Source organism: Pseudomonas sp. 37 R 15 (assembly GCF_900004865.1).
In the GTDB taxonomy this organism is placed as follows: domain Bacteria; phylum Pseudomonadota; class Gammaproteobacteria; order Pseudomonadales; family Pseudomonadaceae; genus Aquipseudomonas; species Aquipseudomonas fluorescens_AM.
This window is the reverse complement of record NZ_CVTV01000044.1, coordinates 25,069-51,223: the sequence shown is the minus strand read 5'-3', so window position 1 is coordinate 51,223 and position 26,155 is coordinate 25,069. Positions and strand designations below refer to the sequence as shown.

Genomic DNA, 26,155 nt, shown 5'->3' with positions numbered 1-26,155 from the left:
CTACGCGGTTACGTGCTGATCTTGAGCCCAATCAATCCGCAAATAATCAACGCCACACTGGCCAACCGGAACAACGCCATGGACTCCCCAAACAGAATAATCCCGGCGATCACCGTGCCCACGGCGCCCACTCCCGTCCATACGGCGTAGGCGGTGCCCAATGGCAGTTCCTTCACCGCCAGCCCCAGCAGGCCTAGGCTGATAACCATAGCGGCAATGGTCAGTGCGGTGGGCAGGGGCTTGCTGAAGCCGTCGGTGTACTTCAGGCCGACGGCCCAGCCGACTTCAAACAACCCGGCGAAAAACAGAATGATCCAGGACATGGTGACCTCGCTTCTTCAGGCGGGGTCGTCCCCGGACTCAACGCGCATTGGCGTCGCGAGGTCGTCCCCGCGAGGGGCTAAGAGTGCCGAACATGGGCCGCTCGATCAAGTGTGCGGGGTGTTCTCCAGTGCGCGGCGATCTTCCTTCTCGCTCATACGTCGAAAGTAAGTCGACAGCAATGCCCCGGAAATATTGTGCCAGACGCTGAACAGCGCACTGGGCACCGCCGCCAGTGGCGAGAAGTGCGCGCTGGCCAGCGCGGCGCCGAGCCCGGAGTTCTGCATGCCCACTTCCAGCGCCAAGGATTTGCGTTGCGCCAATGGCAACGTGAACAGGCGCCCGGTGAAGTAGCCGAGCAGGTAGCCGAAGCTGTTGTGCAGCATCACCACGGCCATGATCAACAGGCCTGACTCGGCAATCTTCGCCTGACTGGCGGCGACCACGGCGGCGACGATGATCACGATGCTGACCACCGAGACCAGCGGCAGCACGTCGACCGCATGACGCACCCGATCACCCAGCAAGCGTTGCGCGAGCACGCCGAGCACGATTGGCAGCAACACCACCTGCAGGATCGACCAGAACAGCTCCATGAACGACACCGGCAGCCAGGCCGAAGCCAGCAGCCAGATCAACGCCGGGGTGAGCAGCGGGGCGAGGAGGGTGGTGACGGCGGCGATGGCCACCGACAGTGCCAGGTCGCCACGGGCCAGCCAGGTCATCACGTTGGATGACGTACCGCTTGGGCAGCAGCCGACCAGAATCACGCCAACGGCGATTTCCGGCGGCAGGTGAAAGACCTGGCACAACAACCACGCCACGCCGGGCATGATCACAAAATGCGCGACCACGCCCAGAGCGACACGCCACGGATGGCGGGCGACCTCGGCGAAGTCTTCGAGTTTCAAGGTCAGGCCCATGCCGAACATCACCAGGCCCAGCAGTGGGACGATGGCGCTTTTCAGGCCGAGGAACCAGCTGGGTTGGAGAAATGCGACGACGGCAAAGATCAACACCCAGTAGGCGAAGGTATTGCCGACGAAGCGGCTCAAGGCGGCGAGTGCGCGCATGGAAAGTGTCCTTTCTTGTTCGATTTTTGACGTGGTAACGCAATCAAATGTGGGAGGGGGCTTGCCCCCGATGGCGGTGTATCAGCTAATGGATTTTTGACTGATACACCGCTATCGGGGACAAACCCCCTCCCACATTTTAGAGCCTCACATGGCTTAGATGCCTTGTGGGGTCTCTTCACCGCCGAGTGCTTCGATCAACGCCGGCAGGAATTCGCCGAAGGTCAGCATCATCAGGGTAAAGCTGGCATCCAGTTGGCCCAGGGCTTCGTCGCCGCCGTCCTGTTCGGCCTGGTCCTGCAGCAAGTCTTCGAACTTCAGGCGCTTGACGGTCATTTTGTCGTCGAGCATGAAGGACAGCTTGTCCTGCCAGGCCAGGGACAATTGGGTCACGACTTTGCCGGTGGTCAGGTGCAGCTGGATTTCTTCGCCGGTCAGGTCCTGGCGCTTGCAGCGCACGATCCCGCCGTCTTCGTGGGTGTCGCGCAGTTCGCATTCGTCGAGCACGAAGAAGTCGGCCGCCGGTTTCTGGGTGGTGACCCAGTCGGTCATGATCGCCGTCGGTGCGGTTTTGACGGTCAGCGGGCGTACGGGCAGGGTGCCGATCACTTCGCGCAGGGTGGAGAGCAGGTCTTCCGCGCGTTTCGGGCTGGCCGAGTTGACCAGGATCAGACCCTGTTTCGGCGCGATGGCGGCGAAGGTCGACGAGCGACGAATAAAGGCGCGGGGCAGGAAGGCCTGGATGATTTCATCCTTGATCTGGTCGCGCTCCTTTTTATAGACCTTGCGCATCTGCTCGGCCTCGATCTCCTCAACCTTCTCTTTAACCGCGTCCCGTACCACGCTGCCCGGCAGGATGCGTTCTTCCTTGCGCGCGGCGATCAGTAAAAAATCCCCGCTGACGTGGACCAGGGGCGCGTCTTCACCTTTACCGAAAGGGGCAACGAAACCGTAGGTGGTCAGTTCCTGGCTTGCACACGGGCGCGCCAGTTTGGTGGCCATGGCCGCTTCCAACGCCTCGGCATCAACAGGCAGATCTTGGGTCAGGCGATAGATAAGCAGGTTCTTGAACCACATGGGGTGAGTCTCTCCTCTATACAAAGGGGGGCATTATTCTCTTGATCACGCCGCAGGCCAACCCTGCGTAAGCCATTGGAAGGGCTGAAAAAAAAGATTTAAGAAAGTGCTTGCCAGACCTCGGAGCGCTCCGTAGAATGCGCGCCACACCGAAACGAAGGGTGATTAGCTCAGCTGGGAGAGCATCTGCCTTACAAGCAGAGGGTCGGCGGTTCGATCCCGTCATCACCCACCATTCGCTTTATGTGTTACGCGCAGCGGTAGTTCAGTCGGTTAGAATACCGGCCTGTCACGCCGGGGGTCGCGGGTTCGAGTCCCGTCCGCTGCGCCATATTCGGTAACCTGGAATGCTGAACGCCAGGTCACCACGGAAAGCCCGCTCATTGAGCGGGCTTTTTATTGCCCGAAATATGGCAAAAAGTCGTGCGGTAAACTTTTTTTAAATAAAGTGCATTTAAATCAAGACATTACGATTTTTTGGTGTATGATGCGCCCACACCGAAACGAAGGGTGATTAGCTCAGCTGGGAGAGCATCTGCCTTACAAGCAGAGGGTCGGCGGTTCGATCCCGTCATCACCCACCATTCGCTTTATGTGTTACGCGCAGCGGTAGTTCAGTCGGTTAGAATACCGGCCTGTCACGCCGGGGGTCGCGGGTTCGAGTCCCGTCCGCTGCGCCATATTCGGCAACCTGGAACACTGAACGCCAGGTCGCCACAAGAAGCCCGCTCATTGAGCGGGCTTTTTTTCGTCTGCAAGATTGCGCTGCAATTGCATCTCCAGCCACGGTTTTTAATAGACAGTTAAGTTGCGCCAAGCCTCTTTAGCGCAACTCAACCGAATTGACGTGCCGATTGCGCTGTGGTTTTGGGCTTCCTGCTACGGGTCAGCTGATAAGCAATGGCCAGCCATATGAACCATGCTGGCATGACCATCAAGGCAACACGGGTGTCAGGTCTCAATGCCAGCAGGCAGAGAACGAAGCCCATAAAAGCCAGTGAGAGCCCTGCCATTGGGACGCCGCCCGGCATCTTGTAAGCAGATTTTGCGTGAAGCTCAGGACGCTTTTTGCGATAGGCAATGTAAGAGGCGAGGATGGTCGACCAGGTGAATATCACCAGAACCGCCGACACAGTGGAAACGATGGTGAATGCTGTCATGACTTGCGGAACGATAAACAGCACCAGTACGCCCATCAGCATCAGTGATGTAGTGAAGGCCAGGCTCAGCAGAGGCACGCTATTGCCCGATAGCCGCCGAAAAATACCCGGAGCATTGTCTTGATTGGCCAGCCCGAACAGCATACGGCTGGATGAGAATACGCCACTGTTGGCCGATGAAGCGGCGGATGTCAGAACTACGAAGTTCACGATACCGGCTGCTGCGGGAAAGCCTGCGACAAGGAACAGTTCGACAAAAGGACTTTTCACGGGTGAAACCTGCTGCCAGGACGTCACGGCAATAATGCAGCCCAATGCCAACACGTAGAACAGGATGATTCGCAACGGAATCGAGTTGATCGCCTTGGGTAGGGTCTTCTCCGGCGACCGGGTTTCTGCCGCCGCGGTGCCGATCAGTTCGGTACCGGCAAAGGAGAATATCGCCATCTGAAAACCGGCGAAAAAACCCAGCAAGCCATTAGGGAATGCAGCCTGCTTATCCACCAGATGGCCCAGGGACGCGGTAACGCCACTGGGGGATACGAACGAGCTGGCAATCATCACGAGGCTGACGCCAATCAGCGTCACCACGGCGATGATCTTGATGATCGCGAACCAGAATTCGACCTCACCGAAAAGCCTGACCGTCAGCACGTTCAAGGCAAACAGGGTCGTCAGCATCCCGATAGCCGGTATCCAGGCAGGCAGATCGGGGAACCAGTACTGGAAAAAGCCTCCGACGACGACGGCATCGCCGATCACTGCAACGCTCCAGCTCAGCCAATACGACCATCCGAGAAAAAATGCGGCGCGAGGCCCCAGGTAAGCGCCGGCGAAATCCGCAAAGGTCTTGAAATTCAAATTCGATAGCAGCATTTCGCCCATGGCGCGCATGACGAAATAAACGAACAGGCCGATGATCATGTAGATGAGGATGATCGAGGTGCCGGAGAGGGCGATGATCTTTCCGGAGCCCATGAACAAACCCGTGCCAATGGCGCCGCCCATGGCCATTAACTGGATGTGACGATTGCTGAGCGTGCGCTGCAGCGCAGGCTGCTCAGCCCGCTGTGATGAATTCGATTTCATTTCAAAACCTCTTGATCTTATGTTTTTGAGTTTTGGCAGAAAAATGGATACCCAGCGCCACTGTCAGGAGGCAATGGCGGGTGACGGTGTTGTTTTATTTTTGGGCAGTGACGGCCCGCTGCAGATGCCTTGGGGCGTCACTCGCAGGTCAACTGGCCGTGCGCAGATGGGCGGCGTTGGTCGGTTGCTGATCAAGCATCTGGAACAGGTTTTTTATATTTTCAGGCGTGGGTACCAGGTGGATGTGCCGGCCGACTTGATGTTCGTGCGCCATCGCCTGCAGGTAGCGAAGCGACGAGAAATCCTCCAGGGCAAAGCCTACGGAATCGAATACCGTCACCTGTTCATCGCTCTCGCGTCCCTGGATGTCGCCTTGCGCAATCCGGAAAAACTCGATGACGGGTGAGTCGGCCTCCAGTTGCTGAATATCACCTTCAATCCGCGTTTGAGGTTCAAACTCCACGATGACCCGAGCGTTGCGCAGGATGTCGGCGTGCAGTTCAGTCTTGCCCGGGCAGTCGCCGCCGACGGCATTGATATGCATACCGGGCTCCATCATCTCGGGGGTCAGGATCGTTGCGTAGGCCTTGTCGGCGGTAACGGTGGTAACAATGTCCGCGCCCTTGACCGCTTCCTGTACGGAGTCGGCGTGAATCACGTTGATCGTCGGGAAAGCCGCCAGGTTGCGCAGCAGCTTGAGTGAGGCATCGCGATCGATATCGAAGATGCGAATTTCGTTGATGCCCAGCATTTCATGGAAGGCCAGCGCCTGAAACTCGCTTTGAGCGCCGTTGCCAATGAGGGCCATCGAGGTTGCCCCAGTACGGGCAAGCGCACGCGCGACCAGTGCCGAGGTTGCAGCGGTACGAACGGCGGTGGTCAGTGTCAGCTCGCTGAGCAGGGTCGGATAGCCACTGTGGACATCGGCCAGCAGACCGAATGCCATCACCGTCAGCAGGTTCTGCTGACCATTGTCCGGATGGCCATTCACGTACTTGAAGGAATACTGCTTGCCATCATCGGTAGGCATCAGCTCGATCACACCATTTGCGCAGTGATTGGCCGTGCGCGGCGACTTGTCAAACTGCGCCCAGCGTAAATAGTCTGCTTCGATGTAGGTGGCCATCTCACGGATTGCCCGGCGGATGCCAACCTTGGCGAACAGGCGTGCGGCATCATCGACATCCAGGAAGAGCGTCATTTTTTATTCTCCAATCTGTCCAGTTACACGTTGTAGATTCGTGGGGGATCAGGCGCGTTTGCTCTCGAAACCATGCAGTACGTTCACCGCATTGATGCCGATTTCATCGACCATGTAGCCGCCTTCCATCACGAAGAGGGTGGGGCAACCCACACTCGCTATCAGCTCGCCGATCCCGATGAAGTCCGCGCTTTCCAGCAGGAAGTGACTGATCGGGTCGTCCTTGAAGGTGTCGACGCCCAGTGAGATCACCAATACTTCTGGCGCGAATTGCTGAAGCTTCCTGCAGGCATGAAGCAGGGCGTCGCGGTAGTTTTCCCAGGCGGTGTTTTTCGGCAATGGGTAGTTGAAGTTGAACCCTTCGCCGTGGCCCGCGCCGGTTTCACCGCTGAACCCCGAATAGTAGGGATAGGACACGGCCGGCTCGCCGTGCAGCGAGATGAACATGACGTCATTGCGCTGGTAAAAAATGTTCTGGGTACCGTTGCCGTGATGAAAGTCGACGTCGAGTACCGCGACACGTTTGGCGCCCTGAGTGATTGCCTGCTGTGCAGCAATGGCCGCATTGTTGAGATAGCAGTAGCCCCCCATGTACTCACGCGCCGCGTGATGGCCCGGCGGACGACACAGGGCAAAGGCACTGTCGTGGCCTTCATCGATCAGTGCCAGGCCCGTCAGGGCGATATCGGCACTGGTCTTGACTGCCTGCCAGGTCGTGGCGGTGATCGGCGAGCCGGCATCCATTGCATAGAAGCCCAGTTTGCCGTCAATGAACGTTGGCACTTGATCGTTGGCCAAGTCACGTACAGGCCATACCAGTGGCAGGGCATCATGGGTGCGCCCTGTGGCGCACCACTGCGACCAGGCGCTTTCCAGGAAGCTCACGTAGCGCTCGCTGTGCGCGTTGACGTAACACGAGCGGTCAAACACGCGCGGTTCGACTACCCGGCCAAGGCCTGTTTGCTTGACACGGTCGTGAACGGTGTCGGCCCGACTGGGCTGCTCGAACGACGGCTTGAGCACGCCATCCTTCAACTCGGTGCCATGGTGCAGACGGTGGGAATCACTGAAAACTGTAAACATTCTGCGCATCCGTTAATGTGAGCCAGTGCAAATATTCTGTTCTGGTCAGGACGCGATTTCTTTGCTTTGTTTTCGTGTTTATGCATATTTATCGGGAGATTTAACTCAGGAACAGCGTAATGAAGAAAAATATATCCAGGCGCATCAGCCTCGACGAGACCGATCTGGCCATTCTTGAGTTGTTGCAGGAGGACGCGAGTATTTCCAATGCCGAACTCAGTGAGCGGCTTTCATTGAGCCTCACGCCTTGCTGGCGACGGCGCAAGAGAATGGAAGAGGCGGGCGTGATAAAGGGTTATCAGGCAACGCTGGATCGAAGAATGCTCGGGCTGGATATCATGGCATTCGTGCACATCCGCTTTTCCACCCATGCCGATCACGCGCCGGACGCCTTCGAGGCAGTGATTGCGCAATTGCCGCAAGTATTGGCCTGCCACAAGATCACCGGAGACGCCGATTACGTGCTTCAAGTGTTGGCAGAGGACCTCGACAGCTATAGCGACTTTATCGAGCAAGTGCTGAGGCGCCAGGTCGGTATTGCGTCTATTCAATCGAGTCTGGCATTGCGTGAAATCAAGACCGGTAGTCGCATTGCCATACCCAAATTGAGCAAGGGTTAATCGGGATGGGCACCGCACTACGCTCGGTGTGCAGTAGAGCAATCGGGGAAATTGAAGGCAAAGGCAGCGTTCGGTTCGCGTCACATTGCAACGGGAGGGGCGTCACGCAGCACCTGGATCACTTATCCTTGCACTTGTTCATTCTGGTCTGTGAAGAGGGCACGATTGCACGCGCCGGCGAGCGGGCATTCATTAGCCGATCGCCTGGGTCACCAGCGCAAACTCGGTGACCCCGGCGCTTGATTGGGGCGGTACACCCCGCACCATCCGTGGCGCGTTATCCACGCACGGCAGCCCGAGGTTCTCCAGCCAGTCGGCCAACCCGCATGCGCTGGGAATATCGAAGCGCACGAACGCGCCCGGGATCAACCGAAGAAGGTGCGTGATCAAGTGTCGGGCCTGCTCCGGGTGGTGCGCGACGACGGGGCCAATGAGGTGGCCGCGACCAAATTGGCGGAGCATGGCGCATCCCTGCAGGTGCCCCTCTACCTCGATGCCCACCACATGCTCGGCCGTCGGCAGCAGGTCGTTGAGTACGCCGGTGCGGTCCAGTCCGCTGCCGGCGTTGGCCAGTTCGATCACCTTCGGGTAGTCGACTCGGCTCAATACGCGACATTGCCCGTGGCGGCTCGCGGGCAGGGGCTCCGGCGTCTGCGGCACGCCCTGATGTTGCTGAATCCGTGCAAATTCGACGAATCCCATGCTGGCGTACAGCGGCGCGCCTGACTCGGTGGCATTGAGGATCGGCGTGCGCGGGTCCACGGCCTCCAGGCACAGATTCATCAAGCGACGCCCGATGCCTTTGCTCTGGTGCTGATGACTGACGATCACCAGGCCGATGGACGAATAAGCCCCCTGATGACAGGCGAATGCGATGCCTGCCAAGACACCGTCCTGCTCGGCGACGAAGCCTTCGGATGTGCGCTGCACCATCGCCCAGTCTTCCTCGCGGTGAGGCCATTTGAGGTGCACGGAGAGTGCATGGGCGGCGGGCATGTCGGCGGCGGTTGCCGGGCGATACAGGTAAGCGGGACTCACATCGGTTTCCTCTGCTGGCAGGCAGGCACTGAGCCTACGGCGCGTTGCGGCTGTGGCGGTAATCGCTGACTGCTTCGTACACCGCCTTGCGCAGGCGGTTGATGCCGCCAATGGGGCGGTGTTCTTCCACGCCGAACCAGGGGTTGAATGACTGGTTGTCGCAGGCGAGATTCAGCGCGGGCGTGTCGAAGTCCTGCGCCGGGACCCGCACCTTGGCCACGGTTTCAAAAGGCGCGTCGCTTTCCCTCCATTCGATGCTGGTGTCTTCGATGGGCATGAATGTCTGCGGGTTCTGTCGCTGGATCTGCAACACGAAGCACGCCGGTACGCGGTCGGTGGAGAGCTGCTGGTTCAGGGCGCTACGCAGGAAGTTCGGCAGGTCCTGGTTCTGTTTGGGCAACACGTATTCGGGGCAGCTTTGCGGGTCGGGGGCGACGCGGAACTTGGCGTTGGCCGCACCGAACTTGTAAGGCGAAACCGAGAAGTACGTGGTCTGCGTCGGGCTGGCCGGAGCGGGTGCGAGGGTTGCCAGGGCGATGAACAGGTGGCGTATCTGCCAGGTGCGTGGGTCGGCCTTGGGGAAGAACGCCAGCACTTTCTTGCCATCCGCCTGGGCCCCGATGTTCTGCGCATATTCGGCCACGTCGCTGACAAAGAAGTTCGGGTGGCTGAACATCACGAAGTCCTGCTCGGTGCGCGCTTGTTGATCGGCCATCAGCTGTTTGCCGGGTACGTCCAGCAGCTTGATGGCCATGCCGCGGGCATCGCGGATGCTGTCGAATTGCGGGTAGGCATTGCCGTTGGACAGCCGCATCATCGCCTGCCAGGTTTTACCCGGCGTGGCGAACACGCCCTGGCGCAATGCCGGATCGAGGTCGGCCAGCACGCTGACTTCGGCCTTCACGCAACCATGGGCCTTGGCGTGGGCGTCGCGCAGGTAGCGCGTGCCCTCGCGGTGCTGATCGACAATGCGCACGGCGGTCTGGATGATGCCCTGGGTCATGGCGGCTTCACCGGGCGGAATCTGTTCGTCCGGCGACACCGGGCCGCTGTGTTGCCAGGCGTACCAGGCGCTGGCGCCGAGCCAACCGAGCAGGCCCAGACCCATCAGCCACAGCAGGGTTTTGCCGAGAAACCTGCCGATGCGCAGCCAGAGGCGGGCGAGCAGGGAGGGTTGGTCATAGCGGGATCGAATCATCATGGCAGTTGTTGCTCCAGCGGGCTGCCCAGCACTTTGAGGTATTCCAGCAGCGCCCAGCGTTCCTGCGGCAGCAAGCCACGGCCGATGACGCCGTTGCCACGCTGGCCGGCACGGAATTCGTGGCCGCTGTTGTGGTTGCCGGTGATTTTGGTATCGAACACAAAGGCATTCTTGAACGCGTCGGTCTCAAAGCCGAGATGGCGCGGATCATAGTTGAAGGTGCCTTTATAGAAGGTGGTGCTGCGCTCGTCCTGGGGCGAGAGCAACTGGTAGATCGTCGGCACCGAACCGTTATGCAGGAACGGCGGCGTCGCCCAGACCCCAGCCAGTGGCCGCGCTTTGTAGGCGCGCAACTCGCGCACGCCGATGGGCAGGCCGTAACCGTCCAGGCGCGGGCGCTCGGCCGGGCTTACGCCGGCGGCGCGGTAGGCGTGGTCCTCGACGAACGCGGTGACGTAGGCCAGGCCCTTGGCCACGGACATCTTTTTCAGGTCCAGTGGCTCGGTCGGCGTGGGGTGCAGTTGGACGTTGAGCCCGGCCAGCTCCGCCGGGTCCCATTGCAGGGCACTGAGGTCGTAACGCTGGTCGGCGATGTTGTTGGCGGTGCCGGGGTCGGTGCCGATGTAGTCCACTGGCAGCATCTTCAATTGCTGCACCGGCCGGCCGCCTTCTTGCGTGACCGTGGGCACGTGACAGCCGGCGCAGTTCTCGGCGAACAGTGCACGACCCTGGGCGGCAAGCGGCTTGTCGATGGCGCCGAACAGGTCTTCGGGCCAGGTGGGTGGCTTGAGGCGTTGCAAGGTCTCTTCGATCAGGTTCAGGTCGCGCACGCGTACGCTGGAAGGGTAGCGCGCATCGCCCTGCAGGGGCTGGCCGGCGCTGTCGAAGAAGTCCAGGGTCGCGCCGACGCCGAGGGCTTCACCGATGTTGCGGGCCATGGGTTGCTGGGCCGAACCGTTCCATTGCACCCAGTCGAAGGTCCATATGTCCCACAATTGCGGGTAATCCACCGGTGCGTTGGCGATGCGATAGTTTTGCGCGGAAATGGCATCGCCAAAGCTTGCATTGGCGATGCGGCCAAAGGCGTCGGTGCGGCCCGGCCCTTCTTCGGTGGGGTAGAGGCCACGGTGGGTATCGTTCCAGGCGACCTTGAGGAAGCGGTTCAGCGACTGCTTGAAGTCCTCGCGCAGTTGGCTGCGCTCGGCGTCGTAGCGCTCACCCAGGACCTGGCGGGCGAAGCGCTCGAATTTCCACGGGTTGTAATAAGTCGCCGCGAGGCTGGCGACCAGGGCCTGGCCGAAGCTGCCGCCGCGCAAGGTCGGCACGCTCGATGGCAGCACATGCTGGGCTGAGCCGCCGTCGATACGCAGGGCCTGGCCTTTGAAGTGCAGCTCGCCGGTGTGGCAGGCGGCGCAGGTGATATCCAGGTATTCAACGTTGCTGCCGGCGTTTTTATGCCGGGCGAAACCCACGGGCAGGTTGCCGGGGTTCTGCGCGCTGGGCGCCTGCTTTGGATCCACCAGGAAGCCAAAACGGGCCAGGTACTCCGGCGTGGCAAAACGGCGCTCGGAAAAGGGCAGCTCCAGCGCGGTGAACCAATCGTAGTGCAGGCCTTTGACTTGGGTACCCTGGGGCGTGAAGTAATAGGTCTGGCGGTCGGCGGCACTCCATTGGTCCTGGTAGTGCACCTGCTCCACGGGCATGTAGTCCGGCAGCCTGGGGTTAACCGTGTAATAGAGCACCACGGCCAGAATCAGGCCCAGTGCCAGGAGGATCAGGAGTAGGACACGGGTAAAAATGCGCAAGTTAACTATCCTTGTCGAGGGGTGGCGTTGTTATGCCACTACGCCAAGGGGGCGGCAAGTGGCCATGAGCCTGGAGTGACAGGTCCCACGATCCGTCGCAGACCTGCATCATGAATGAAATTGCTTTTAAACACGTGAACTTATCAGACGTTTCCTGCTCACATGCCGGTAGCCATTGGTCGTGGCCGCCTGATAAGCTCGCGACTTTATTCGAATGCCCTTTTGGCGCATGAACAAGGAAATAGCATGAAACAGCATCGGTTGGCGGCGGCGGTGGCCCTGGTTAGCCTGGTACTTGCGGGTTGTGATTCGCAGACCAGCGTAGAGCTGAAAACCCCGGCGCAGAAAGCTTCCTACGGCATCGGCCTGAACATGGGCAAAAGCCTTGCTCAAGAAGGCATGGATGACCTGGACTCCAAAGCGGTAGCCCAAGGCATTGAAGATGCTGTCGGCAAGAAAGAACAGAAGCTCAAGGACGACGAACTGGTTGAAGCCTTTGCCGCACTGCAAAAGCGCGCTGAAGAACGCATGACCAAAATGAGCGAAGAGTCGGCAGCGGCCGGCAAGAAATTCCTCGAAGACAACGCCAAGAAAGACGGCGTGGTCACCACCGCTTCCGGTCTGCAGTACAAGATCGTGAAGAAAGCCGACGGCGCCCAGCCAAAGCCAACCGACGTAGTGACTGTTCACTACACCGGCAAGCTCACCAACGGCACTACCTTTGACAGCTCCGTGGACCGTGGCAGCCCGATTGACCTGCCGGTCAGCGGTGTGATCCCGGGTTGGGTCGAAGGCCTGCAACTGATGCACGTGGGCGAGAAGGTCGAGTTGTATATTCCGTCCGACCTGGCTTACGGCGCCCAGAGCCCGAGCCCGGCGATTCCAGCTAACTCCGTGCTGGTATTCGACCTGGAACTGCTGGCCATCAAGGACCCAGCCAAGGCTGAAGCCGCTGACGCAGCTGCTGCACCTGCTGCACCTGCCGCCAAGAAGTAATCGGCGCTGCAACCAACGACAACGCCCCGTCTCGACGGGGCGTTGTTGTTTTCGGGCGTGCTCAAACGATGCAACATTTTCTGTGGGAGGGGGCTTGCCAGCCATAACGGCCTGACAGCCAGAGCCCTATCTACCTGATGTTCTGAGATCTAGATGTGGGAGGGGGCTTGGCCCCGATGGCGGCCTCTGGGCCGACCAGGATGCTGGAGCAGACCGGGTACATATCCGTTTTTGCGGTCACGGCTGCTATCGGTTCCGCCCTTACGGCGGGTCACTTTGGAAAAGCCCCAAAGTAACCAAATGTATGGTCAGCCCACCTTTTGCTATCCAGTCACGATGAACGGTAAATCAGGCTTGCGCTAATGTATTCGGGCTCCATGTGAGCGCGGGTACACGCTCGGCCCTTGATGAGTATTCGCTCCTGCCTGTCCTGAAAAGGGCTTCAGCTTAGAAAGCTATTTTGCTTACCAGGTTCTCAGCCAGGGTATCTGCCGTTTATCGCCATCAATTACTGACGTCGCAAAAGCTGGTGGTAAAACAGGATTACGCGGTGGCATGCCCGTTGTAGGTGCCGCCTTTGGTCAATAGCGCCCAGACAATCCTGGCCATTTTATTAGCCAGTGCACAGGCAACTTTGTTGAGTGGTTTTCGGGCCAATAGGTTTCTAGCCCAGACTCCAAGGGCATCGTTTCGTTTATCAATTCGGTAAAGCAGGGTTTGGGCACCTTGCATCAACAAGGTTCGCAAATACTTATCGCCCCGCTTGCTTATGCCCAACAGTGTGGTTTGGCCTCCGGTCGAGTATTGCCGTGGCACCAATCCCAGCGAAGCCGAAAAATCTCGGGACGATTTATATATCGAAGCGTCCCCGACATCGGCCACCAGCGCGCTAGCGATGAGGGGGCCGATGCCGGGGATGCTCTGTAATCTTTTGCCGGCGTCACTCCCATTTACTTGCTGCTTGATCTCGGTATCCAACGCTTTGATTTCGCTGGTCAATTGACGAATGTCATCAAGCATCCGACTAATGGCCTGCTGCAGGAGCAGAGGTAGATTGTGCTCTTCCATCAATGCAGGAACCCGCTCCAACGCGGCATAGCCGGTGGGAAAGATAACGCCAAACTCAAGTAAGAATCCGTGCACTTGGTTGATCACCCCGGTGCGTCGACTCACCAGTGATTTACGCAGTTTATGCACGGTCGACAGCACCTGCTGGTCAACCGATTTCACCTGTACAGATCGCGTTCTGGGACGTGATGCGGCTTCGCAAATAGCCTCGGCATCAATGAAGTCGTTCTTGTTGCCTGTGACGTAAGCTTTCACATGCTGTGGCGCAATCAGTTGGACTTGATGACCGAGCTTGGTGATTTCTCTGGCAAGAAACTGTGAACCCCACAGGACTCCATGGCGACTTTGCAAGGTGGCATTTGTGCAAGTAATGGCAGCAACTGTCGGCGATTAAGCTTCTTGCGTAATACCTGATGGCCTTGTGCGTTTTGGCCGTGCAAGTGGAAGCTATTTTTGCCAATGTCGATGCCTAGAATCGTTACGCTGTTCATGAGAAAGCCTCCTCAGGAAAAGTGAGAACCTCAGTAGTGTAGACCTGAGGTTCTCGCCGGGCTGACCATCTCATTAGGGCTCTTGCCCCACCACTCGGCACCTCGCCTAGGCTCGGTGTGCCCGAACGCAGGCTTGAATCCGTGGGCCGCCGCCACGCGCCATCCATGGCGCGGGCGGCTAACCCGGCGTCCTGCCGGGTTACCCACGGATTCAAGCCTGCGTTCGGCCAGCGTGGTTAACGGGGCGCCTAAGATCAAAAGCAGATCAAGATCAAGATCAAGAGCGGCTCGCTTCGCATCGTGGTTACGGTTGGGGGCTCTGGAGGTAGGCTACTGCAGGCGCGCCAGCTGTCACATTCAAGCCTCTGCAAATCCGAACGAACGTCCCCAACTTGACACAGTCTGATATAAGACTCGAACACGGGTAGCCGCACAGACCTGCCAAGTCAATGAAATATTGGGATTTTCTGATGTGCGCAAAAAACGCCCGATCTGACTGCAAGCCTTGTAGTCCGTGGCTTTCAGCCAGGAAAAAAGGCTCTGTTCACAAGGTTATCCACAATTTGTGTGGATAACCTTTCTGTCGTATGGAACTGGAGTGACACATGAAACCACCCTTCAATTTCACCCGTTTCCTGCCCATAGCCGCGCGCTTGCTGGGGCGTGGCCGTCTGCCGACCCTGCTGTTTGCTGTCGCGGCCAAAGGTTCGAGCCAGGGTAATCGGTTGGGCCAGCTCAAGGATGACCTCAAGCTGCTCCAGGCCCTGTGCCTGGCCTACTGGCGCGGCGAGTATCGGGCAATCAGCCCCAAGGCGCTGATTTCGGTGGTGGCGGGGCTGATGTACTTCCTCAGTCCGATTGACGCGATTCCGGATTTTATTCCCATGTTCGGCATGTTCGATGATATCGCCGTGCTGGCGTGGGTCATGAAGACCCTGAGCGGTGAGCTCAGCGCATTTCGCGCCTGGCGCGATGCGCAACGGCCTGAAAAGCTGGCCGTGGTCGAGCGCCTGCCGGCCACACCCGAGTTGCTCGCCCAGGAAAACCCGCAAAAAAACTAATGCTTTTGGCTATCCACTGCGACCTCCGTGGCTGTTAGGATTACACTTCCAAGGAAGGAGTAAGGAAATAACTTACTTGGTAAGTGTTTTTATCCTACGGGGCAGTCATGGATATTCAGATCATTTCACGCGATGGCGAACCCGAATATGCGGTGTTGCCATGGGACCAGTACCAGGCGCTGCTAAAAGCGGCCGGTCAGTCACAACCCACACTGGCTTCTTCCTCTGCCGCACCGATTGCCACCGACCAGCAACTGCGCCCGCTCGCAGCCCTGCGCGGCCTGCGCGAGGCCAAGGGCCTGGCCATCGAAACCCTGGCGCGCACAGTGGGTATCAGCCCCTCGTATCTTGGTTTGATCGAAAGTGGTGAACGCCAGCCGGATGCCGCCATTCGCCGCAGCCTGGCCTGGGAATTGGGCGTTGCAGGTTGGAGGGATGAATCTTGAGCCTACGTATCAGCCGTCAACATTGGGATGGATTACTCAACGAACTGGACCAGGCGCGCCGCCAGCGCCATCTGCTGACCTACCGTGCGCTGCTCGAGCGCCTGCAATTTCCGACGCCGGCGATGCAGACGCTGGCCGCCGCCCTGGAGCACCTGGCGGCGCTGGACGCCAAGGCCGAGCAGCCGCTGCGCAGTTCCCTGGTGATCAGCCAGGGTGCCAGCCGCCTGCCGCGCACGGGGTTCTTTGAATGCGTGGAGCGCCTGGGGCGTTTCAGCGGGCCTTCCGACGGCGTGGCCGCCGCTTCCTGGCACGCTTCGGAGGTGGTGCGGGTGTTTGAATACGAGTATCCCGAGTCCGCCGAGGCTTAAGCCGACAGCAGGTCCAGGCTGTCGATCACGTGGATGCTGTAGCCGGCGATGTCCTTGGCATGGTGCTTGGCCTGCGACGCCAGCTCTGCCAATTGGCTGGCATCGAGTTGTGCACAGGCCTGTGGATACAAATGCACCACGCCAATCGACAGTGAAAGCAGGGCGAACTCCTGGCGCACGCCCTGGCGGTTGAGTGCGGTGAAGCAGCCGGCGTCGAGGTGCTCGGCGCGGTAGAAGCGTCGGCATTGGGTGTGAAAGTCGTCCAGCAGTTGATTGAGCCGTTTGCGCCAGTCCTGTGGGCCCAGCACCAGCAGAAAGTCATCGCCACCGATATGCCCGACAAAGTCGCGACTGGGATCGACCCGGTCGTTCAGGCACTGTGCCAGGCACAACAGCACCTCGTCACCGCGCCCATAACCATAGATATCGTTGAAGGGCTTGAAGCTGTCGATATCCACGTAACAGATCACCGATTCACGCTGTTGCTGCAGCAGGCGCGTCAGGCACTGCTGGATCGGCACGTTGCCCGGTAGCAGGGTGAGCGGGTTGGCGTAGCGCGCCTGCTGGATTTTCAGCTCGGTGATCAGTTTGAGCACATCGATGACCCGGCCCAGGCCCAGATAATCGCCATTCAAGGTAATGATGAAATCTTCTTCGATGCGTTGCCGCGCGCGGCTGGTGAGCAAGCGGCTGACCTGTTGCAGGGACTGGCTCAACTCTACGGCCAGAAAGTCATCGTTCATCAGGCGGCTGATCGGCTTGCGTGCGAACAGGTCGGTCGCGAAGGGTTTGAGCAGCGCGTCCGACAGCGAGTGTCGATGCACGATGCCCACCGGGTGGCCGCGGGTATCGAGCACCGCCAGTGAGTTCAGGTTGGCCTGGCGCCGGAATGCTTCGAGCACCTGGGCGGTTGCCGTGTCTTGATCCACCGCCGGCTGTTCAATGAGCAGCGCGCTGAGGTCACTGGCTTCTTCATTCAGGGCGATATTGGCGTGGTCCGGCTTGGGCAGCATCAGGCGAGCTTGCTGCGGTGGATGTTCCTGGGGACGGCAGAGCAGGTAGCCCTGGACCAGGTCCACGCCCATTTCCGTCAACACCGCCAACTCTTCCGGCAGTTCAATGCCTTCGGCGATCACTTGGGCCCGTGAGGCCTTGGCGATCTGCATGATCGAGCCGACAAATTCGCGTTTGAGGGCGTCCTGGTGGATACCGTCGATAAAGTGGCGGTCGATCTTCACATAATCAGGGCGTAGCTCCGACCACAACCGCAGGCTGGAGTAACCGGCGCCCAGGTCATCCAGGGCAATGGCAAAGCCCATGTCGCGATAGTGATGCAAGGCGGTCTGCAACAGCTTGAAATCATCGGTGGGCGTCTGCTCGGTGAGTTCGATCACCACCTGGCTGGGGGGAATACCGAACTTGCGCAGCAGTTGCAGCGTGCGCCCCGGTTGGTGCGCCGTCTCCACCAGGGATTCCGGCGAGATATTGAGAAACAGCTTGCCCGGCAGTTTCTGCTCGCTGAAGCGCCGGCATGCACTTTCACGGCACGCCATTTCCAGTTCGCTCAGGCGCCCGGCATGGCTGGCGATGGAGAACAGGGCGACGGGGGAGTGCAACGGGCTGTTGGAAGGGCCGCGGCTGAGGGCCTCGTAGCCGAGGACCTGGCGTTCAGACAGGCAAATGATCGGTTGGAACAGGCTGTGCAAACTGCCTTGAGCCAGGATAGAGCCCAATGCATTCAGCTGTTCGGTCATGGTCATGGCGATCTCGATCGAAAAAAAAGGACCGCAGGCTTGAAACCTGCGGTCCTTTATTTCACGACAGAATGATGTCTATATGATGACACTCCGAGGAGCGATCACATTAAATTGCCATCATTTACTGCTTGGCCACCTGCTTGGTGATTTTCAGGTAGTCCAGCAGGATACGACCGGTCTCGGCCAGATAGGCATCGTCTTCCGGCTTGGTTTTTTCCGCCTCGGTCGGCAGTGCATCTTCATCTTCTTTCTTCAGCTCCTTGAGCGGGTCCTCGCCCTTGGCCTTGCGGCGCACGTTTTCCAGCACGAGCTGTTGATTCTCGATGTCGGCGTGCTGCTTGCGACGGTCCGCTTCGTTGAGGCTGACGGTTTTCTCTTCCATCAACTTCTTGGCCAGGGCCAGCTTGTCGCGGATGAAGACGAAATCGGCGTCCTTGGCGGAGCGCGTGTCGTGGTCAGCTTTCAGTTGCGCCAGGAACGGCTTGAACGGGTCGGATGCCGGCTTGATCGCAGGGCGGATGGTGTCCCACGGCATGGCTTCGGGCAGGGCGCTCTCGCCGATTTCCTTGGTGTCGATGATCGACGGGAAATCGATGTCCGGCAGTACGCCCTGATGCTGGGTGCTCTGCCCGGAAACCCGGTAGAACTTGGCCAGGGTCAGCTTGAGTTCGCCGTGGTTCAGCGGCTGGATGGTCTGCACGGTGCCTTTGCCGAAGGTCTGGCCGCCGACGATCAAGGCACGGTGATAGTCCTGCATGGCGCCGGCGAAAATCTCCGAGGCCGACGCCGAGAGGCGGTTGACCAGCAATGCCATCGGGCCTTTGTAGAAAGCGCCAGGGTTCTCGTCTTCGAGCACGTCGACACGGCCGTCAGCGTTGCGTACCAACACGGTCGGGCCCTTGTCGATAAACAGGCTGGTCAGCTCGGTGGCTTCCTGCAGGGAGCCGCCGCCGTTGTTGCGCAGGTCGATGACCACGCCGTCGACTTTTTCCTTCTGCAGCTCTGTCAGGATTTTCTTAACGTCACGGGTGGTGGACTTGTAGTCCGGATCGCCGGCACGGAAGGCCTTGAAGTCCAGGTAGAAGGCCGGGATTTCAATCACGCCCAGCTTGTAGTCCTTGCCATCCTGCTTGAGGTTGAGGACTTTCTTCTGCACGGCCTGGTCTTCGAGCTTCACCGCTTCACGGGTGATGGACACGATCTTGCTGGTCTGGTCGTTCGGTGCATTGGTGTGCGGAATCACTTCCAGGCGCACTACGCTGCCCTTGGGGCCACGGATCAGCTTGACCACTTCGTCCAGGCGCCAGCCGACCACGTCGACCATCTCTTTGTCGGCCTGGGCCACGCCGATGATCTTGTCGGTCGGGGCGACCTGCTTGGTCTTGTCCGCCGGACCTGCCGGTACCAGGCGCACGATCTTGACCTGGTCATTGTCGCTTTGCAGGACGGCACCGATGCCTTCCAGGGACAGACTCATGTTGATATCAAAATTTTCCGCGTTATCTGGCGACAGATAATTGGTGTGCGGGTCGTAGGACATCGCGAAAGTGTTGATGTAAGCCTGGAAGATGTCTTCGGCACGGGTCTGGTCCAGGCGCGCCAGTTGATTCTTGTAGCGCTTGGTCAACAGCTCCTGGATGGCCTTGGGCTCTTTGCCGGCAATCTTCAGGCGCAGCACTTCGTCCTTGACGCGTTTGCGCCACAGGTCGTCGAGCGCGGCGGTGCTGGTCAACCAAGGCGCGTCCTTGCGGTCCACCAGAAGGGTTTCCTTCTCGGTGAAGTCGAGCTTGTCGATGCCTTTGTTCAACTCACCCAGGGCGAAGTCCAGACGCGCTTTGACGCGGTCCAGGTAACGCTTGTAGATGGTGAAACCGGGCTGCAGGTCGCCGCTCTTGAGGAGGTCGTCGAACTGGGTCTTCCACTTGTCGAACTCAGTGATATCACTGGCCAGGAAGTAGCTGCGCGACGGATCCAGCAGCTTGAGGTAGCTGTCGTAGATGATCACCGAGCGCGCGTCGTCCAGCGGCGGCTTGCTGTAGTGATGGCGCTTGAGCAACTCGACGACGTTAAGGCTGGCAATCACCTCATCGCGATCAGGCTGAAGGTTGTCCCAGCTATTGGCTGCGAACGTATTGGTCGACATCGACGCGAAGCCGAGACCAATGAAAAAAGCGAGGGCGGTGCTGGGGAACAGATGCTTCATGCTGATTCGACGCGGGGGCAATTGATAACGCATATTAGGCCGTCTTTGAGGGAGCCGGTTCCATATGGTCCGGTCGCATAATGCAAAAAGCCCGACGCTACTGCAACGGGCTCAGTCCAGACTCACTATGGAGGCACTGTGAGAGCATTGCAAGGCGTCGAGGGTCATGTCGAGTGGTGTAATAGCTCGGTCCTACCTGCAATGTAGGTCAAGTTCGCGTTCGCGTGGCGGAAGCGGGCGCTCATCATGTTGAATATTCCAGAATTGTAATAGGGCCTATGTGGGAGGGGGCTTGCCCCCGATAGCGGTGTGTCAGTGAAGAATGTTTCATCTGATCCACCGCCATCGGGGGCAAGCCCCCTCCCACATGGGATCTCCCACAGGAGATCTTCGTGGGTTCAGGCCCAGTGATGAATCGGCCAGCCGGCCTGTTCGGCGTGGGCCCGCAATACCGGGTCGGGGTTCACCACCTGGGGATGATCCACCTTCAGCAATAACGGCAGGTCGTTGCGCGAGTCCGAATAGAAATACGCGCCGTCCAGGGTTTCGCCTTCCTGCTCCAGCCATGCCAGCAAGCGCGTGATCTTGCCCTCGCGGTAAGTCAGTACGCCCTCGGTCTTGCCACTGTACACGCCGTGGCTGACCTCCAGCTCGATGCCCAGCACTTCGTCGATGCCGATGCGCGCCGCAATCGGCGTGACCAGGTGCGTGCCCGAAGCGGAGATCACCAGGATCCGGTCGCCCTTCGCGCGGTGACGGGCGATGGTGCGGGTCGCGTCGCTGTAGATCAGCGGCTCGATCACGTCCTCGACCCAGGGCTCCACCAGGTGTTCGATCTCTTGCGGGGTGCGGCCGATCATCGGCTCCAGGCTGAAATCCATGAAGTCCTCCATGCGCAGCTCGCCTCGGCCGTAGGCAGCCATCAGCTCGTCGTTCCTGCGCATGAACGATTCAGGGTCGACCCAGCCCAGGCGGCCCATCTGCGCGCTCCATAAGGTGGCGCAGTCGCCATGGATCAGGGTGTCGTCCAGATCAAAAATTACCAATGCCATCCGAAATGCTCTCTCATTCAGTCGTTGCCCGTCAGGCTACTTCACACAGCGCGCTGGGGTCGATGGAAAGTGCCAGGCGCTGGCCGTCCGGATGCAGATCGTCGGCAGAGCGGTTAAGCACATCCACCACCAACTCCACACCACGGGCTTCGATACGATAGCGAATCACGTTACCCAGCAGGCTGTGGCTGCGCACCCGCGCATCAAGTTCACCGTTGCGGCTCAGTTCGATGGCTTCGGGGCGGATCGCGATGCGCCCACTGATCGGCCGTTGCAGCAGTTGGCTGGCCTTGTCGGCATCCAGCAGGTTGTAGTTGCCGATAAACCCGGCGGCGAACACATCCACCGGCGCAGTGTAGAGGGTCTCGGCATCGCCACTCTGTACGATCCTGCCCTGATTCATCAGGAAGATACGGTCTGACATGATCAGGGCTTCTTCCTGGTCATGGGTGACGAAAATCGTGGTCAACCCGAGTTCGCGCTGGATCTGGCGGATCTGCTCGCGCAGGTGTTTGCGGATCCGTGCGTCCAGCGCCGACAGTGGTTCATCCAGCAGCAACAGGCGCGGGCGGGTCACCAGTGAGCGGGCGAGGGCGACGCGCTGGCACTGGCCGCCTGACATCTGGTGCGGATAACGGCCGGCCAGGTCTTTGAGCTCGACCAGTTGCAGTACTTCCTGGACCCGTTTGTGACTGTCGTCGGCGTTGACTTTTTGCATGCGCAGGCCGAACGCAACGTTCTGTTCCACGGTCATGTTGGGGAACAGCGCGTAGCTCTGGAACACCATGCCGATCTGCCGTTTCTGCGGGCTCAGCGGGACGATGTCCTGGCCATCCAGCAGAATTTTCCCACTGTCCACCGAGGTCAGCCCGGCGATGCAGCGCAGCAAGGTCGACTTGCCGCAACCGGACGGGCCGAGCAGGGTGACAAACTCGCCCTTGGCGATTTCGCAGTTGATATCGCTGAATACCGGGGTGCCGGTGTAGCTTTTTTGCAGGTGTTGGACGCTGACGAAGCTCATTGGCTTTTGTCCTTGTTCAAGATATTGGCGGCCCAGGTCAGCACCAGCACAAAAAAGAAATAGGAGATCACGACGGCACTGGTGAAATGGCCGCTGCTGTTGCGCATATTGTTCAGGTACACCTGCAGGGTTTCATAGCGAGTGCCGACCAGGATGTTGGCGAACACGAACTCACCGAACAGGAATGAGAACGACAGCAGCAACGCGACCATCAGGCCTTTGCGCAGATTGGGCAGCACGACCAGGATCGCCGCTTGCCAGGTGCTGGCGCCGAGCAGTTGCGAGGCGTCCATGAGGTCGCGCAGATTGATCGCCTGCAGGTTGTTGGTGATTGCGCGGTACATGAACGGCAGCGCCACGGTGAAGTAGCAGCCGATCAGAATCCACGGCGTACCCACCATCGCCAGTGGCCCGGACCCGTACAGTTGCAGCAGGCCCACCGACGACACCACCGGCGGCACCGCGAACGGCAGCAGGATCAGGATGTTCATCAGCGCATCCAGCCTGGGGAAGTGGTAGTGCACCACGAACAGCAGCGGCAGAATCAGCAGCACCGACAGGATCAGTGCACCCACGCACACCAGCAGCGATTGCCCGAAGGCCATCAGGAAGCGCGGGTCGCTCCATAGCTGCACATACCATTTCAGGCTGAAGCCGGCGGGCAGGATGGTGGCCGACCAACTGCTGGAGATCGAATAGACAAAGGTGCCTACCAGCGGCAGTACCAGGATCAGGAACAGCACGTACACCACCACCCGATGGTAGAGGGACGCCGGGCCGGCATCAGCGCGAGACATGGTAGCTCCTCTTGAGCAGCAGTTGATGGACCACCGTGACCACGGTCATCAGCGCCACCAGCACCACGGCCAGGGCGCTGGCCATGTTCGGGTCCAGTGACACGTCACCGGACACCAGCCCCGCGATGCGGATCGGCAGCACATTGAAGTTGCCGGTGGTGAGGGCGTACACGGTGGCATAGGCGCCAAGGGCGTTGGCCAGCAGAATCACGAACGTGCCGAGCAGTGCGGGGGTCAGGACCGGCAAGCCGATATGCCGCCAGAACTGCCAGCCATTGGCGCCGAGCAGGGCGGCCGATTCGCGCCAGTCTTCACGCAGGGCGTCAAAGGCCGGGTACAGCAGCAGGACGCCGAGGGGGATCTGGAAGTAGGTGTAGAGGAGGATCAAGCCGGTTTTCGAGTACAGGTTGAAATCCTCGATGATCCCCGCCTGCTTGAGCATGATGGTGATGCTGCCGTTGAACCCCAGCAGGATGATGAACGCGAAGGCCAGGGGCACGCCGGCGAAGTTGCTGGTCATGTTGGCAAACGCCGTGACGAAATTGCGCAGCGGCGAATCGACCCGGCGCAGGGAGTAACTGCCCAGCGTGGCGATGATGATGCCGAAGACGCTGGAGTAGAAGCTGATCTCGAGGCTGAACTGGATCGCCTGCAGGTAGAACTTCGAACTGAAAATGCGCGTGAAATTCTCCAGGCTCCAGCCGCTGTCTTCGGTTTGCAGGCTGTTGATCAGCACCCAGGCCAACGGCGCGATTTGGAACACGATAAAGAACAGCGCGAAGGGCACCAGGCACAGTAAAGCCAGCCATTTGCTGCGAACCATGGCACTCATTTGAGCAGCTCCCGGCAGACCGGTTTGTCGTGGGGCACGCCGAGCAGTTCGCAGACGGTGCCGCACAGATCGGTCTGTTTCGGCGCGGCGGTGGCATCCAGACTGAAGGCGTCGCCCAGTACAAACAGGGGCACTTCGCGTTCCTCCGGCAGCAGCCCGTTGTGGGAGCGGTCGTTGTTCATGCCGTGGTCGGCGGTGACCAGCACCTGGTAACCGGCGTCGAGCCAGCCTTGCAGGTAATCGGCCAGAATAATGTCGGCCGAGCGTGCGCTGTTGCGGTACTGCGCACTGTCGAGGCCGTGCTTGTGACCGGCATCGTCGATGTTCATCGGGTGCACCAGCAGAAAGTCCGGCGCGTGCTTGAGGCGCAGGCTTTCGGCGTCGGCAAACAGGTGAGAATCCGGGTAGTGGTCATTCCAGTAGAAATGCCCATGCTGGATCGCCAGCGCCGCATCGTCGGTATGACGATCACGGGCGGCGAGAAAGGGCGTGCGGTTATACAATTCGCTGACCTAATGGTAAGCCGCCGCCGCGGTGGTCAAGCCGGCACGGGTGGCGTAGTGGAAAATGCTGCGCTGGCTGGACAGGCGCGCGACGTTGTTGTGGACGATGCCGCTCTGGATCGGCGGCACGCCGGTCAGGATGCATTCATACAACGGGCGGGACAGGGCGGGCAGTTCACATTCCAGTGTGTAGAAGGCTGCGCGTCCTGCGCCGACATAAGCCTGCAAGTGCCCCATGGCGTGCCGGGCGACCCCGGCGTTCAGGCCGTCGAGCACGACAAGGATGACAGGGTGCTTCATGGGGGCTGGGGCTCCGCGACAAAGATTTCAGGCGTGACTCGATTTCCCGTTGGAAACGGTGCAGCAGTTTGGGAGGGGGCTTGCCCCCAATAGCAGCAGATCAGTCAATGAGTTGGTTGCATGACCCACCGCTATCGGGGGCAAGCCCCTCCCACATTGGATCTCCAGTGGATCTCCAATGTGGGGTACAGGCTTACTTCATTTCTACAATGACCTGCTCGTTCCACAACTGCGGCAGTTTCTTGGACGTGGCTTCCCAGGCATCGGCATCCTTGATCGGTTGCGGGTTGGCCTTGGTGTACTGCTCACCCGGGATCAGGTTTTTGGCGATGTCAGCCGGCAGCTTCAAGTCGGTTTCGGCGCGGATCGGACGGGCATTGCCTTTGGCCAGGTTGAGTTGACCGGCATCGCTGAAGATGTATTCGCGCGTCAGCTTGGCGGCGTTCGGGTGCTTGGCGTACTTGTTGATGATCGTGGTGTAGCCGGATTTCACCGAGCCATCCGATGGGATCAGCACCACGTAGTCATCCGGGTTGGCCATCTTGGCCTTGTAGCTCAGGCCGTTGAAGTCCCAGACGATACCCACTTCGACTTCGCCTTTTTCCAGGGTGGCGATGGTCGGGTTGGACAGGCCGAGGCGACCTTGCTGGGCAATCTTGGTGAAAAACTGCAGGCCCGGTGCGATGTTTTTCTCGTCGCCCTTGTTGGCGATGGCTGCGGCGAGTACTGCGTTGGAGGCTTGGGCGGCGGTGCTTACGTCACCCACCGACACTTTGTATTTGCCGGTTTGCAGGTCGGCCCAACTGGTCGGGACTTCAGAGCCGTGCAGCAATTTCTTGTTGACGATAAACGCGATAGTGCCGGTGTAGGCCAGCGCCCAGTGGCCGTCTTTGTCCTTCGCCCAATCCGGTACCGAAGCCCAGGTGGAGGGTTTGTACGCTTGAGTGACCTCCTGCTTCACCGCGATGGGACCGAAGGCCGCGCCTACGTCGCCGATATCGGCGCTGGCATTGTCTTTTTCGGCTTTGAACTTGGCGATTTCCTGGGCCGAGCTCATGTCGGTGTCGATGTGCTTGAGGCCGTAGATCCTGGCCAGGTCGTCCCAGGTGCCTTTCCAGTTGGCCCAGTCATCGGGCATGCCGACGCTGTTCACGGCGCCCTCGCTCTTGGCGGCGGCTTCCAAGGTTTTTAGATCGGTATCAGCGGCCATGGCGGCGGTGCACATGGCAATGGTCGAGCCTAACAGTGATGCCAGGAAAAGCTGTTTCATCCGAAGCTCCTTTGGGCGTTTTACACGCGGCGTTTTATATGAACGTTGGCGAGGGTGTGGTCTAGGTCAGCAATACCTGAGCCAATCTAGGCCCGATGGATGACAGTTTCATGTCGATGTCGTTTTTGAAGCACGGGTGTCGTTCAGCTCAGACATAGCGTAGACCATGCCAAAGTGCCCGCAGGCCATGGACTTGGCCGATGTATTGCAGGGTGTGGTGCGGGCAGCGACGTCCGTTGTCATCTGTCGGTCATCTGCAATGCCTAGGCTGGCACGCAGCAGCACAAGCCCAGGAAGAGCGCGTTTTATGCACCTGAGCGGT

At 59.5% G+C, this 26,155-nt stretch carries 21 protein-coding genes, 4 tRNA genes and 2 pseudogenes; 9 read left to right on the top strand and 18 right to left on the bottom strand.

Annotation, left to right across the window (positions count from 1 at the left end; all coding sequences use genetic code 11):
* Nucleotides 1–8 precede the first annotated feature (8 nt).
* The 3 genes from sugE to rdgC form a co-directional block, all read right to left on the bottom strand.
* Entirely contained in the window at nucleotides 9–323 is a 315-nt protein-coding gene (gene sugE, locus BFQ04_RS12690; RefSeq protein WP_065951125.1) for a quaternary ammonium compound efflux SMR transporter SugE, read from the bottom strand.
* Nucleotides 324–428: 105 nt separating this feature from the next.
* Complete coding sequence (locus BFQ04_RS12685) at nucleotides 429–1,394, bottom strand: bile acid:sodium symporter family protein (RefSeq protein WP_065951124.1); 966 nt, start codon at nucleotides 1,392–1,394, stop codon at nucleotides 429–431.
* Between the two features lie 156 nt (nucleotides 1,395–1,550).
* Nucleotides 1,551–2,471, bottom strand: a complete 921-nt coding sequence (rdgC, locus tag BFQ04_RS12680; protein ID WP_065893686.1) for a recombination-associated protein RdgC — start codon at nucleotides 2,469–2,471, stop codon at nucleotides 1,551–1,553.
* A gap of 159 nt (nucleotides 2,472–2,630) precedes the next feature.
* Between rdgC and BFQ04_RS12675 the strand changes: the two genes are divergently transcribed.
* From BFQ04_RS12675 to BFQ04_RS12660, 4 genes are all read left to right on the top strand, one after another.
* Nucleotides 2,631–2,706 (top strand) — tRNA-Val (locus tag BFQ04_RS12675).
* 19 nt (nucleotides 2,707–2,725) lie between these two features.
* Nucleotides 2,726–2,802, top strand: a tRNA-Asp gene (locus BFQ04_RS12670).
* Nucleotides 2,803–2,979: 177 nt separating this feature from the next.
* A tRNA-Val gene (locus BFQ04_RS12665) sits at nucleotides 2,980–3,055 on the top strand.
* 19 nt (nucleotides 3,056–3,074) lie between these two features.
* Nucleotides 3,075–3,151 (top strand) — tRNA-Asp (locus BFQ04_RS12660).
* A gap of 153 nt (nucleotides 3,152–3,304) precedes the next feature.
* Here the strand turns inward: BFQ04_RS12660 and BFQ04_RS12655 are convergent.
* The 3 genes from BFQ04_RS12655 to BFQ04_RS12645 all read right to left on the bottom strand — a co-directional run bounded on the left by BFQ04_RS12655 (nucleotide 3,305) and on the right by BFQ04_RS12645 (nucleotide 7,004).
* On the bottom strand, nucleotides 3,305–4,720 hold the full coding sequence (locus BFQ04_RS12655; protein ID WP_065951123.1) for an amino acid permease: 1,416 nt from the start codon (nucleotides 4,718–4,720) through the stop codon (nucleotides 3,305–3,307).
* A gap of 148 nt (nucleotides 4,721–4,868) precedes the next feature.
* Entirely contained in the window at nucleotides 4,869–5,921 is a 1,053-nt protein-coding gene (locus tag BFQ04_RS12650; protein ID WP_065951122.1) for an ornithine cyclodeaminase, read from the bottom strand.
* Nucleotides 5,922–5,969: 48 nt separating this feature from the next.
* The gene (locus tag BFQ04_RS12645) at nucleotides 5,970–7,004 is read right to left on the bottom strand and encodes a histone deacetylase family protein (RefSeq protein WP_065951121.1); all 1,035 of its coding nucleotides are present in this window, start codon (nucleotides 7,002–7,004) and stop codon (nucleotides 5,970–5,972) included.
* Between the two features lie 119 nt (nucleotides 7,005–7,123).
* On the opposite strand from BFQ04_RS12645, the gene BFQ04_RS12640 reads away from it, so the two are divergent.
* Nucleotides 7,124–7,624 (top strand): Lrp/AsnC family transcriptional regulator, encoded by a 501-nt coding sequence (locus tag BFQ04_RS12640; RefSeq protein ID WP_065888210.1) that lies wholly within the window; start codon nucleotides 7,124–7,126, stop codon nucleotides 7,622–7,624.
* Between the two features lie 192 nt (nucleotides 7,625–7,816).
* Here BFQ04_RS12640 and BFQ04_RS12635 read toward each other — a convergent pair whose 3' ends face one another.
* The 3 genes from BFQ04_RS12635 to BFQ04_RS12625 all read right to left on the bottom strand — a co-directional run bounded on the left by BFQ04_RS12635 (nucleotide 7,817) and on the right by BFQ04_RS12625 (nucleotide 11,668).
* Nucleotides 7,817–8,620: a GNAT family N-acetyltransferase gene (locus tag BFQ04_RS12635; protein WP_175413281.1), complete on the bottom strand. Its 804-nt coding sequence runs from the start codon at nucleotides 8,618–8,620 to the stop codon at nucleotides 7,817–7,819.
* Nucleotides 8,621–8,696: 76 nt separating this feature from the next.
* Nucleotides 8,697–9,863: a catalase family protein gene (locus BFQ04_RS12630; RefSeq protein ID WP_065951119.1), complete on the bottom strand. Its 1,167-nt coding sequence runs from the start codon at nucleotides 9,861–9,863 to the stop codon at nucleotides 8,697–8,699.
* Nucleotides 9,860–11,668: a di-heme-cytochrome C peroxidase gene (locus tag BFQ04_RS12625; protein WP_065951118.1), complete on the bottom strand. Its 1,809-nt coding sequence runs from the start codon at nucleotides 11,666–11,668 to the stop codon at nucleotides 9,860–9,862. Before BFQ04_RS12625 ends, BFQ04_RS12630 begins: the two co-directional genes overlap by 4 nt.
* Nucleotides 11,669–11,914: 246 nt before the next feature.
* Between BFQ04_RS12625 and BFQ04_RS12620 the strand changes: the two genes are divergently transcribed.
* Complete coding sequence (locus BFQ04_RS12620) at nucleotides 11,915–12,664, top strand: FKBP-type peptidyl-prolyl cis-trans isomerase (RefSeq protein WP_065951117.1); 750 nt, start codon at nucleotides 11,915–11,917, stop codon at nucleotides 12,662–12,664.
* 543 nt (nucleotides 12,665–13,207) lie between these two features.
* Here the strand turns inward: BFQ04_RS12620 and BFQ04_RS12615 are convergent.
* Nucleotides 13,208–14,223: pseudogene (locus BFQ04_RS12615) on the bottom strand (IS110 family transposase).
* Nucleotides 14,224–14,828: 605 nt separating this feature from the next.
* Here BFQ04_RS12615 and BFQ04_RS12610 point away from each other — a divergent pair.
* From BFQ04_RS12610 to BFQ04_RS12600, 3 genes are all read left to right on the top strand, one after another.
* Complete coding sequence (locus BFQ04_RS12610) at nucleotides 14,829–15,284, top strand: YkvA family protein (RefSeq protein ID WP_065932250.1); 456 nt, start codon at nucleotides 14,829–14,831, stop codon at nucleotides 15,282–15,284.
* 107 nt (nucleotides 15,285–15,391) lie between these two features.
* On the top strand, nucleotides 15,392–15,730 hold the full coding sequence (locus tag BFQ04_RS12605; protein WP_065951116.1) for a helix-turn-helix domain-containing protein: 339 nt from the start codon (nucleotides 15,392–15,394) through the stop codon (nucleotides 15,728–15,730).
* Entirely contained in the window at nucleotides 15,727–16,098 is a 372-nt protein-coding gene (locus BFQ04_RS12600; protein ID WP_005786715.1) for a hypothetical protein, read from the top strand. Before BFQ04_RS12605 ends, BFQ04_RS12600 begins: the two co-directional genes overlap by 4 nt.
* On the opposite strand, the gene BFQ04_RS12595 is transcribed toward BFQ04_RS12600, so the two are convergent.
* From BFQ04_RS12595 to BFQ04_RS12560, 8 genes and pseudogenes are all read right to left on the bottom strand, one after another.
* A complete protein-coding gene (locus tag BFQ04_RS12595; RefSeq protein WP_065951115.1) occupies nucleotides 16,095–17,858 on the bottom strand; it encodes a bifunctional diguanylate cyclase/phosphodiesterase in 1,764 nt (587 codons plus the stop codon). The two genes, BFQ04_RS12600 and BFQ04_RS12595, sit on opposite strands and share 4 nt — an antisense overlap.
* 118 nt (nucleotides 17,859–17,976) lie before the next feature.
* Nucleotides 17,977–20,058, bottom strand: coding sequence for a carboxy terminal-processing peptidase (locus tag BFQ04_RS12590; RefSeq protein WP_256544581.1), 2,082 nt, complete (start codon nucleotides 20,056–20,058; stop codon nucleotides 17,977–17,979).
* A 398-nt stretch (nucleotides 20,059–20,456) separates the two neighbouring features.
* Nucleotides 20,457–21,110 (bottom strand): HAD family hydrolase, encoded by a 654-nt coding sequence (locus BFQ04_RS12585; protein WP_065951113.1) that lies wholly within the window; start codon nucleotides 21,108–21,110, stop codon nucleotides 20,457–20,459.
* Nucleotides 21,111–21,141: 31 nt separating this feature from the next.
* Nucleotides 21,142–22,131: an ABC transporter ATP-binding protein gene (locus BFQ04_RS12580; protein ID WP_065951112.1), complete on the bottom strand. Its 990-nt coding sequence runs from the start codon at nucleotides 22,129–22,131 to the stop codon at nucleotides 21,142–21,144.
* Nucleotides 22,128–22,928, bottom strand: coding sequence for an ABC transporter permease (locus tag BFQ04_RS12575; RefSeq protein ID WP_065951111.1), 801 nt, complete (start codon nucleotides 22,926–22,928; stop codon nucleotides 22,128–22,130). Before BFQ04_RS12575 ends, BFQ04_RS12580 begins: the two co-directional genes overlap by 4 nt.
* On the bottom strand, nucleotides 22,915–23,760 hold the full coding sequence (locus tag BFQ04_RS12570) for an ABC transporter permease (RefSeq protein WP_065951110.1): 846 nt from the start codon (nucleotides 23,758–23,760) through the stop codon (nucleotides 22,915–22,917). Before BFQ04_RS12570 ends, BFQ04_RS12575 begins: the two co-directional genes overlap by 14 nt.
* A pseudogene (locus BFQ04_RS12565) lies at nucleotides 23,757–24,563 on the bottom strand (alkaline phosphatase family protein). The gene BFQ04_RS12570 and the pseudogene BFQ04_RS12565 overlap by 4 nt, the downstream one beginning before the upstream one ends.
* Nucleotides 24,564–24,756: 193 nt before the next feature.
* Entirely contained in the window at nucleotides 24,757–25,833 is a 1,077-nt protein-coding gene (locus tag BFQ04_RS12560; RefSeq protein ID WP_065951109.1) for an ABC transporter substrate-binding protein, read from the bottom strand.
* Between the last annotated feature and the right edge of the window lie 322 nt (nucleotides 25,834–26,155).

What these genes read in the sequence shown, in the direction of transcription:
- BFQ04_RS12650 (WP_065951122.1), bottom strand. Translation starts at nt 5,921, where the DNA reads ATGACGCTCTTCCTGGATGTCGATGATGCCGCACGCCTGTTCGCCAAG.
- BFQ04_RS12655 (WP_065951123.1), bottom strand. Translation starts at nt 4,720, where the DNA reads ATGAAATCGAATTCATCACAGCGGGCTGAGCAGCCTGCGCTGCAGCGC.
- BFQ04_RS12605 (WP_065951116.1), top strand. Translation starts at nt 15,392, where the DNA reads ATGGATATTCAGATCATTTCACGCGATGGCGAACCCGAATATGCGGTG.
- BFQ04_RS12570 (WP_065951110.1), bottom strand. Translation starts at nt 23,760, where the DNA reads ATGAGTGCCATGGTTCGCAGCAAATGGCTGGCTTTACTGTGCCTGGTG.
- BFQ04_RS12635 (WP_175413281.1), bottom strand. Translation starts at nt 8,620, where the DNA reads ATGCCCGCCGCCCATGCACTCTCCGTGCACCTCAAATGGCCTCACCGC.
- BFQ04_RS12685 (WP_065951124.1), bottom strand. Translation starts at nt 1,394, where the DNA reads ATGCGCGCACTCGCCGCCTTGAGCCGCTTCGTCGGCAATACCTTCGCC.
- BFQ04_RS12580 (WP_065951112.1), bottom strand. Translation starts at nt 22,131, where the DNA reads ATGAGCTTCGTCAGCGTCCAACACCTGCAAAAAAGCTACACCGGCACC.
- BFQ04_RS12640 (WP_065888210.1), top strand. Translation starts at nt 7,124, where the DNA reads ATGAAGAAAAATATATCCAGGCGCATCAGCCTCGACGAGACCGATCTG.
- BFQ04_RS12595 (WP_065951115.1), bottom strand. Translation starts at nt 17,858, where the DNA reads ATGACCATGACCGAACAGCTGAATGCATTGGGCTCTATCCTGGCTCAA.
- BFQ04_RS12610 (WP_065932250.1), top strand. Translation starts at nt 14,829, where the DNA reads ATGAAACCACCCTTCAATTTCACCCGTTTCCTGCCCATAGCCGCGCGC.
- rdgC (WP_065893686.1), bottom strand. Translation starts at nt 2,471, where the DNA reads ATGTGGTTCAAGAACCTGCTTATCTATCGCCTGACCCAAGATCTGCCT.
- BFQ04_RS12585 (WP_065951113.1), bottom strand. Translation starts at nt 21,110, where the DNA reads ATGGCATTGGTAATTTTTGATCTGGACGACACCCTGATCCATGGCGAC.
- BFQ04_RS12575 (WP_065951111.1), bottom strand. Translation starts at nt 22,928, where the DNA reads ATGTCTCGCGCTGATGCCGGCCCGGCGTCCCTCTACCATCGGGTGGTG.
- BFQ04_RS12560 (WP_065951109.1), bottom strand. Translation starts at nt 25,833, where the DNA reads ATGAAACAGCTTTTCCTGGCATCACTGTTAGGCTCGACCATTGCCATG.
- BFQ04_RS12630 (WP_065951119.1), bottom strand. Translation starts at nt 9,863, where the DNA reads ATGATGATTCGATCCCGCTATGACCAACCCTCCCTGCTCGCCCGCCTC.
- BFQ04_RS12645 (WP_065951121.1), bottom strand. Translation starts at nt 7,004, where the DNA reads ATGTTTACAGTTTTCAGTGATTCCCACCGTCTGCACCATGGCACCGAG.
- sugE (WP_065951125.1), bottom strand. Translation starts at nt 323, where the DNA reads ATGTCCTGGATCATTCTGTTTTTCGCCGGGTTGTTTGAAGTCGGCTGG.
- BFQ04_RS12590 (WP_256544581.1), bottom strand. Translation starts at nt 20,058, where the DNA reads ATGAAGCATCTGTTCCCCAGCACCGCCCTCGCTTTTTTCATTGGTCTC.
- BFQ04_RS12620 (WP_065951117.1), top strand. Translation starts at nt 11,915, where the DNA reads ATGAAACAGCATCGGTTGGCGGCGGCGGTGGCCCTGGTTAGCCTGGTA.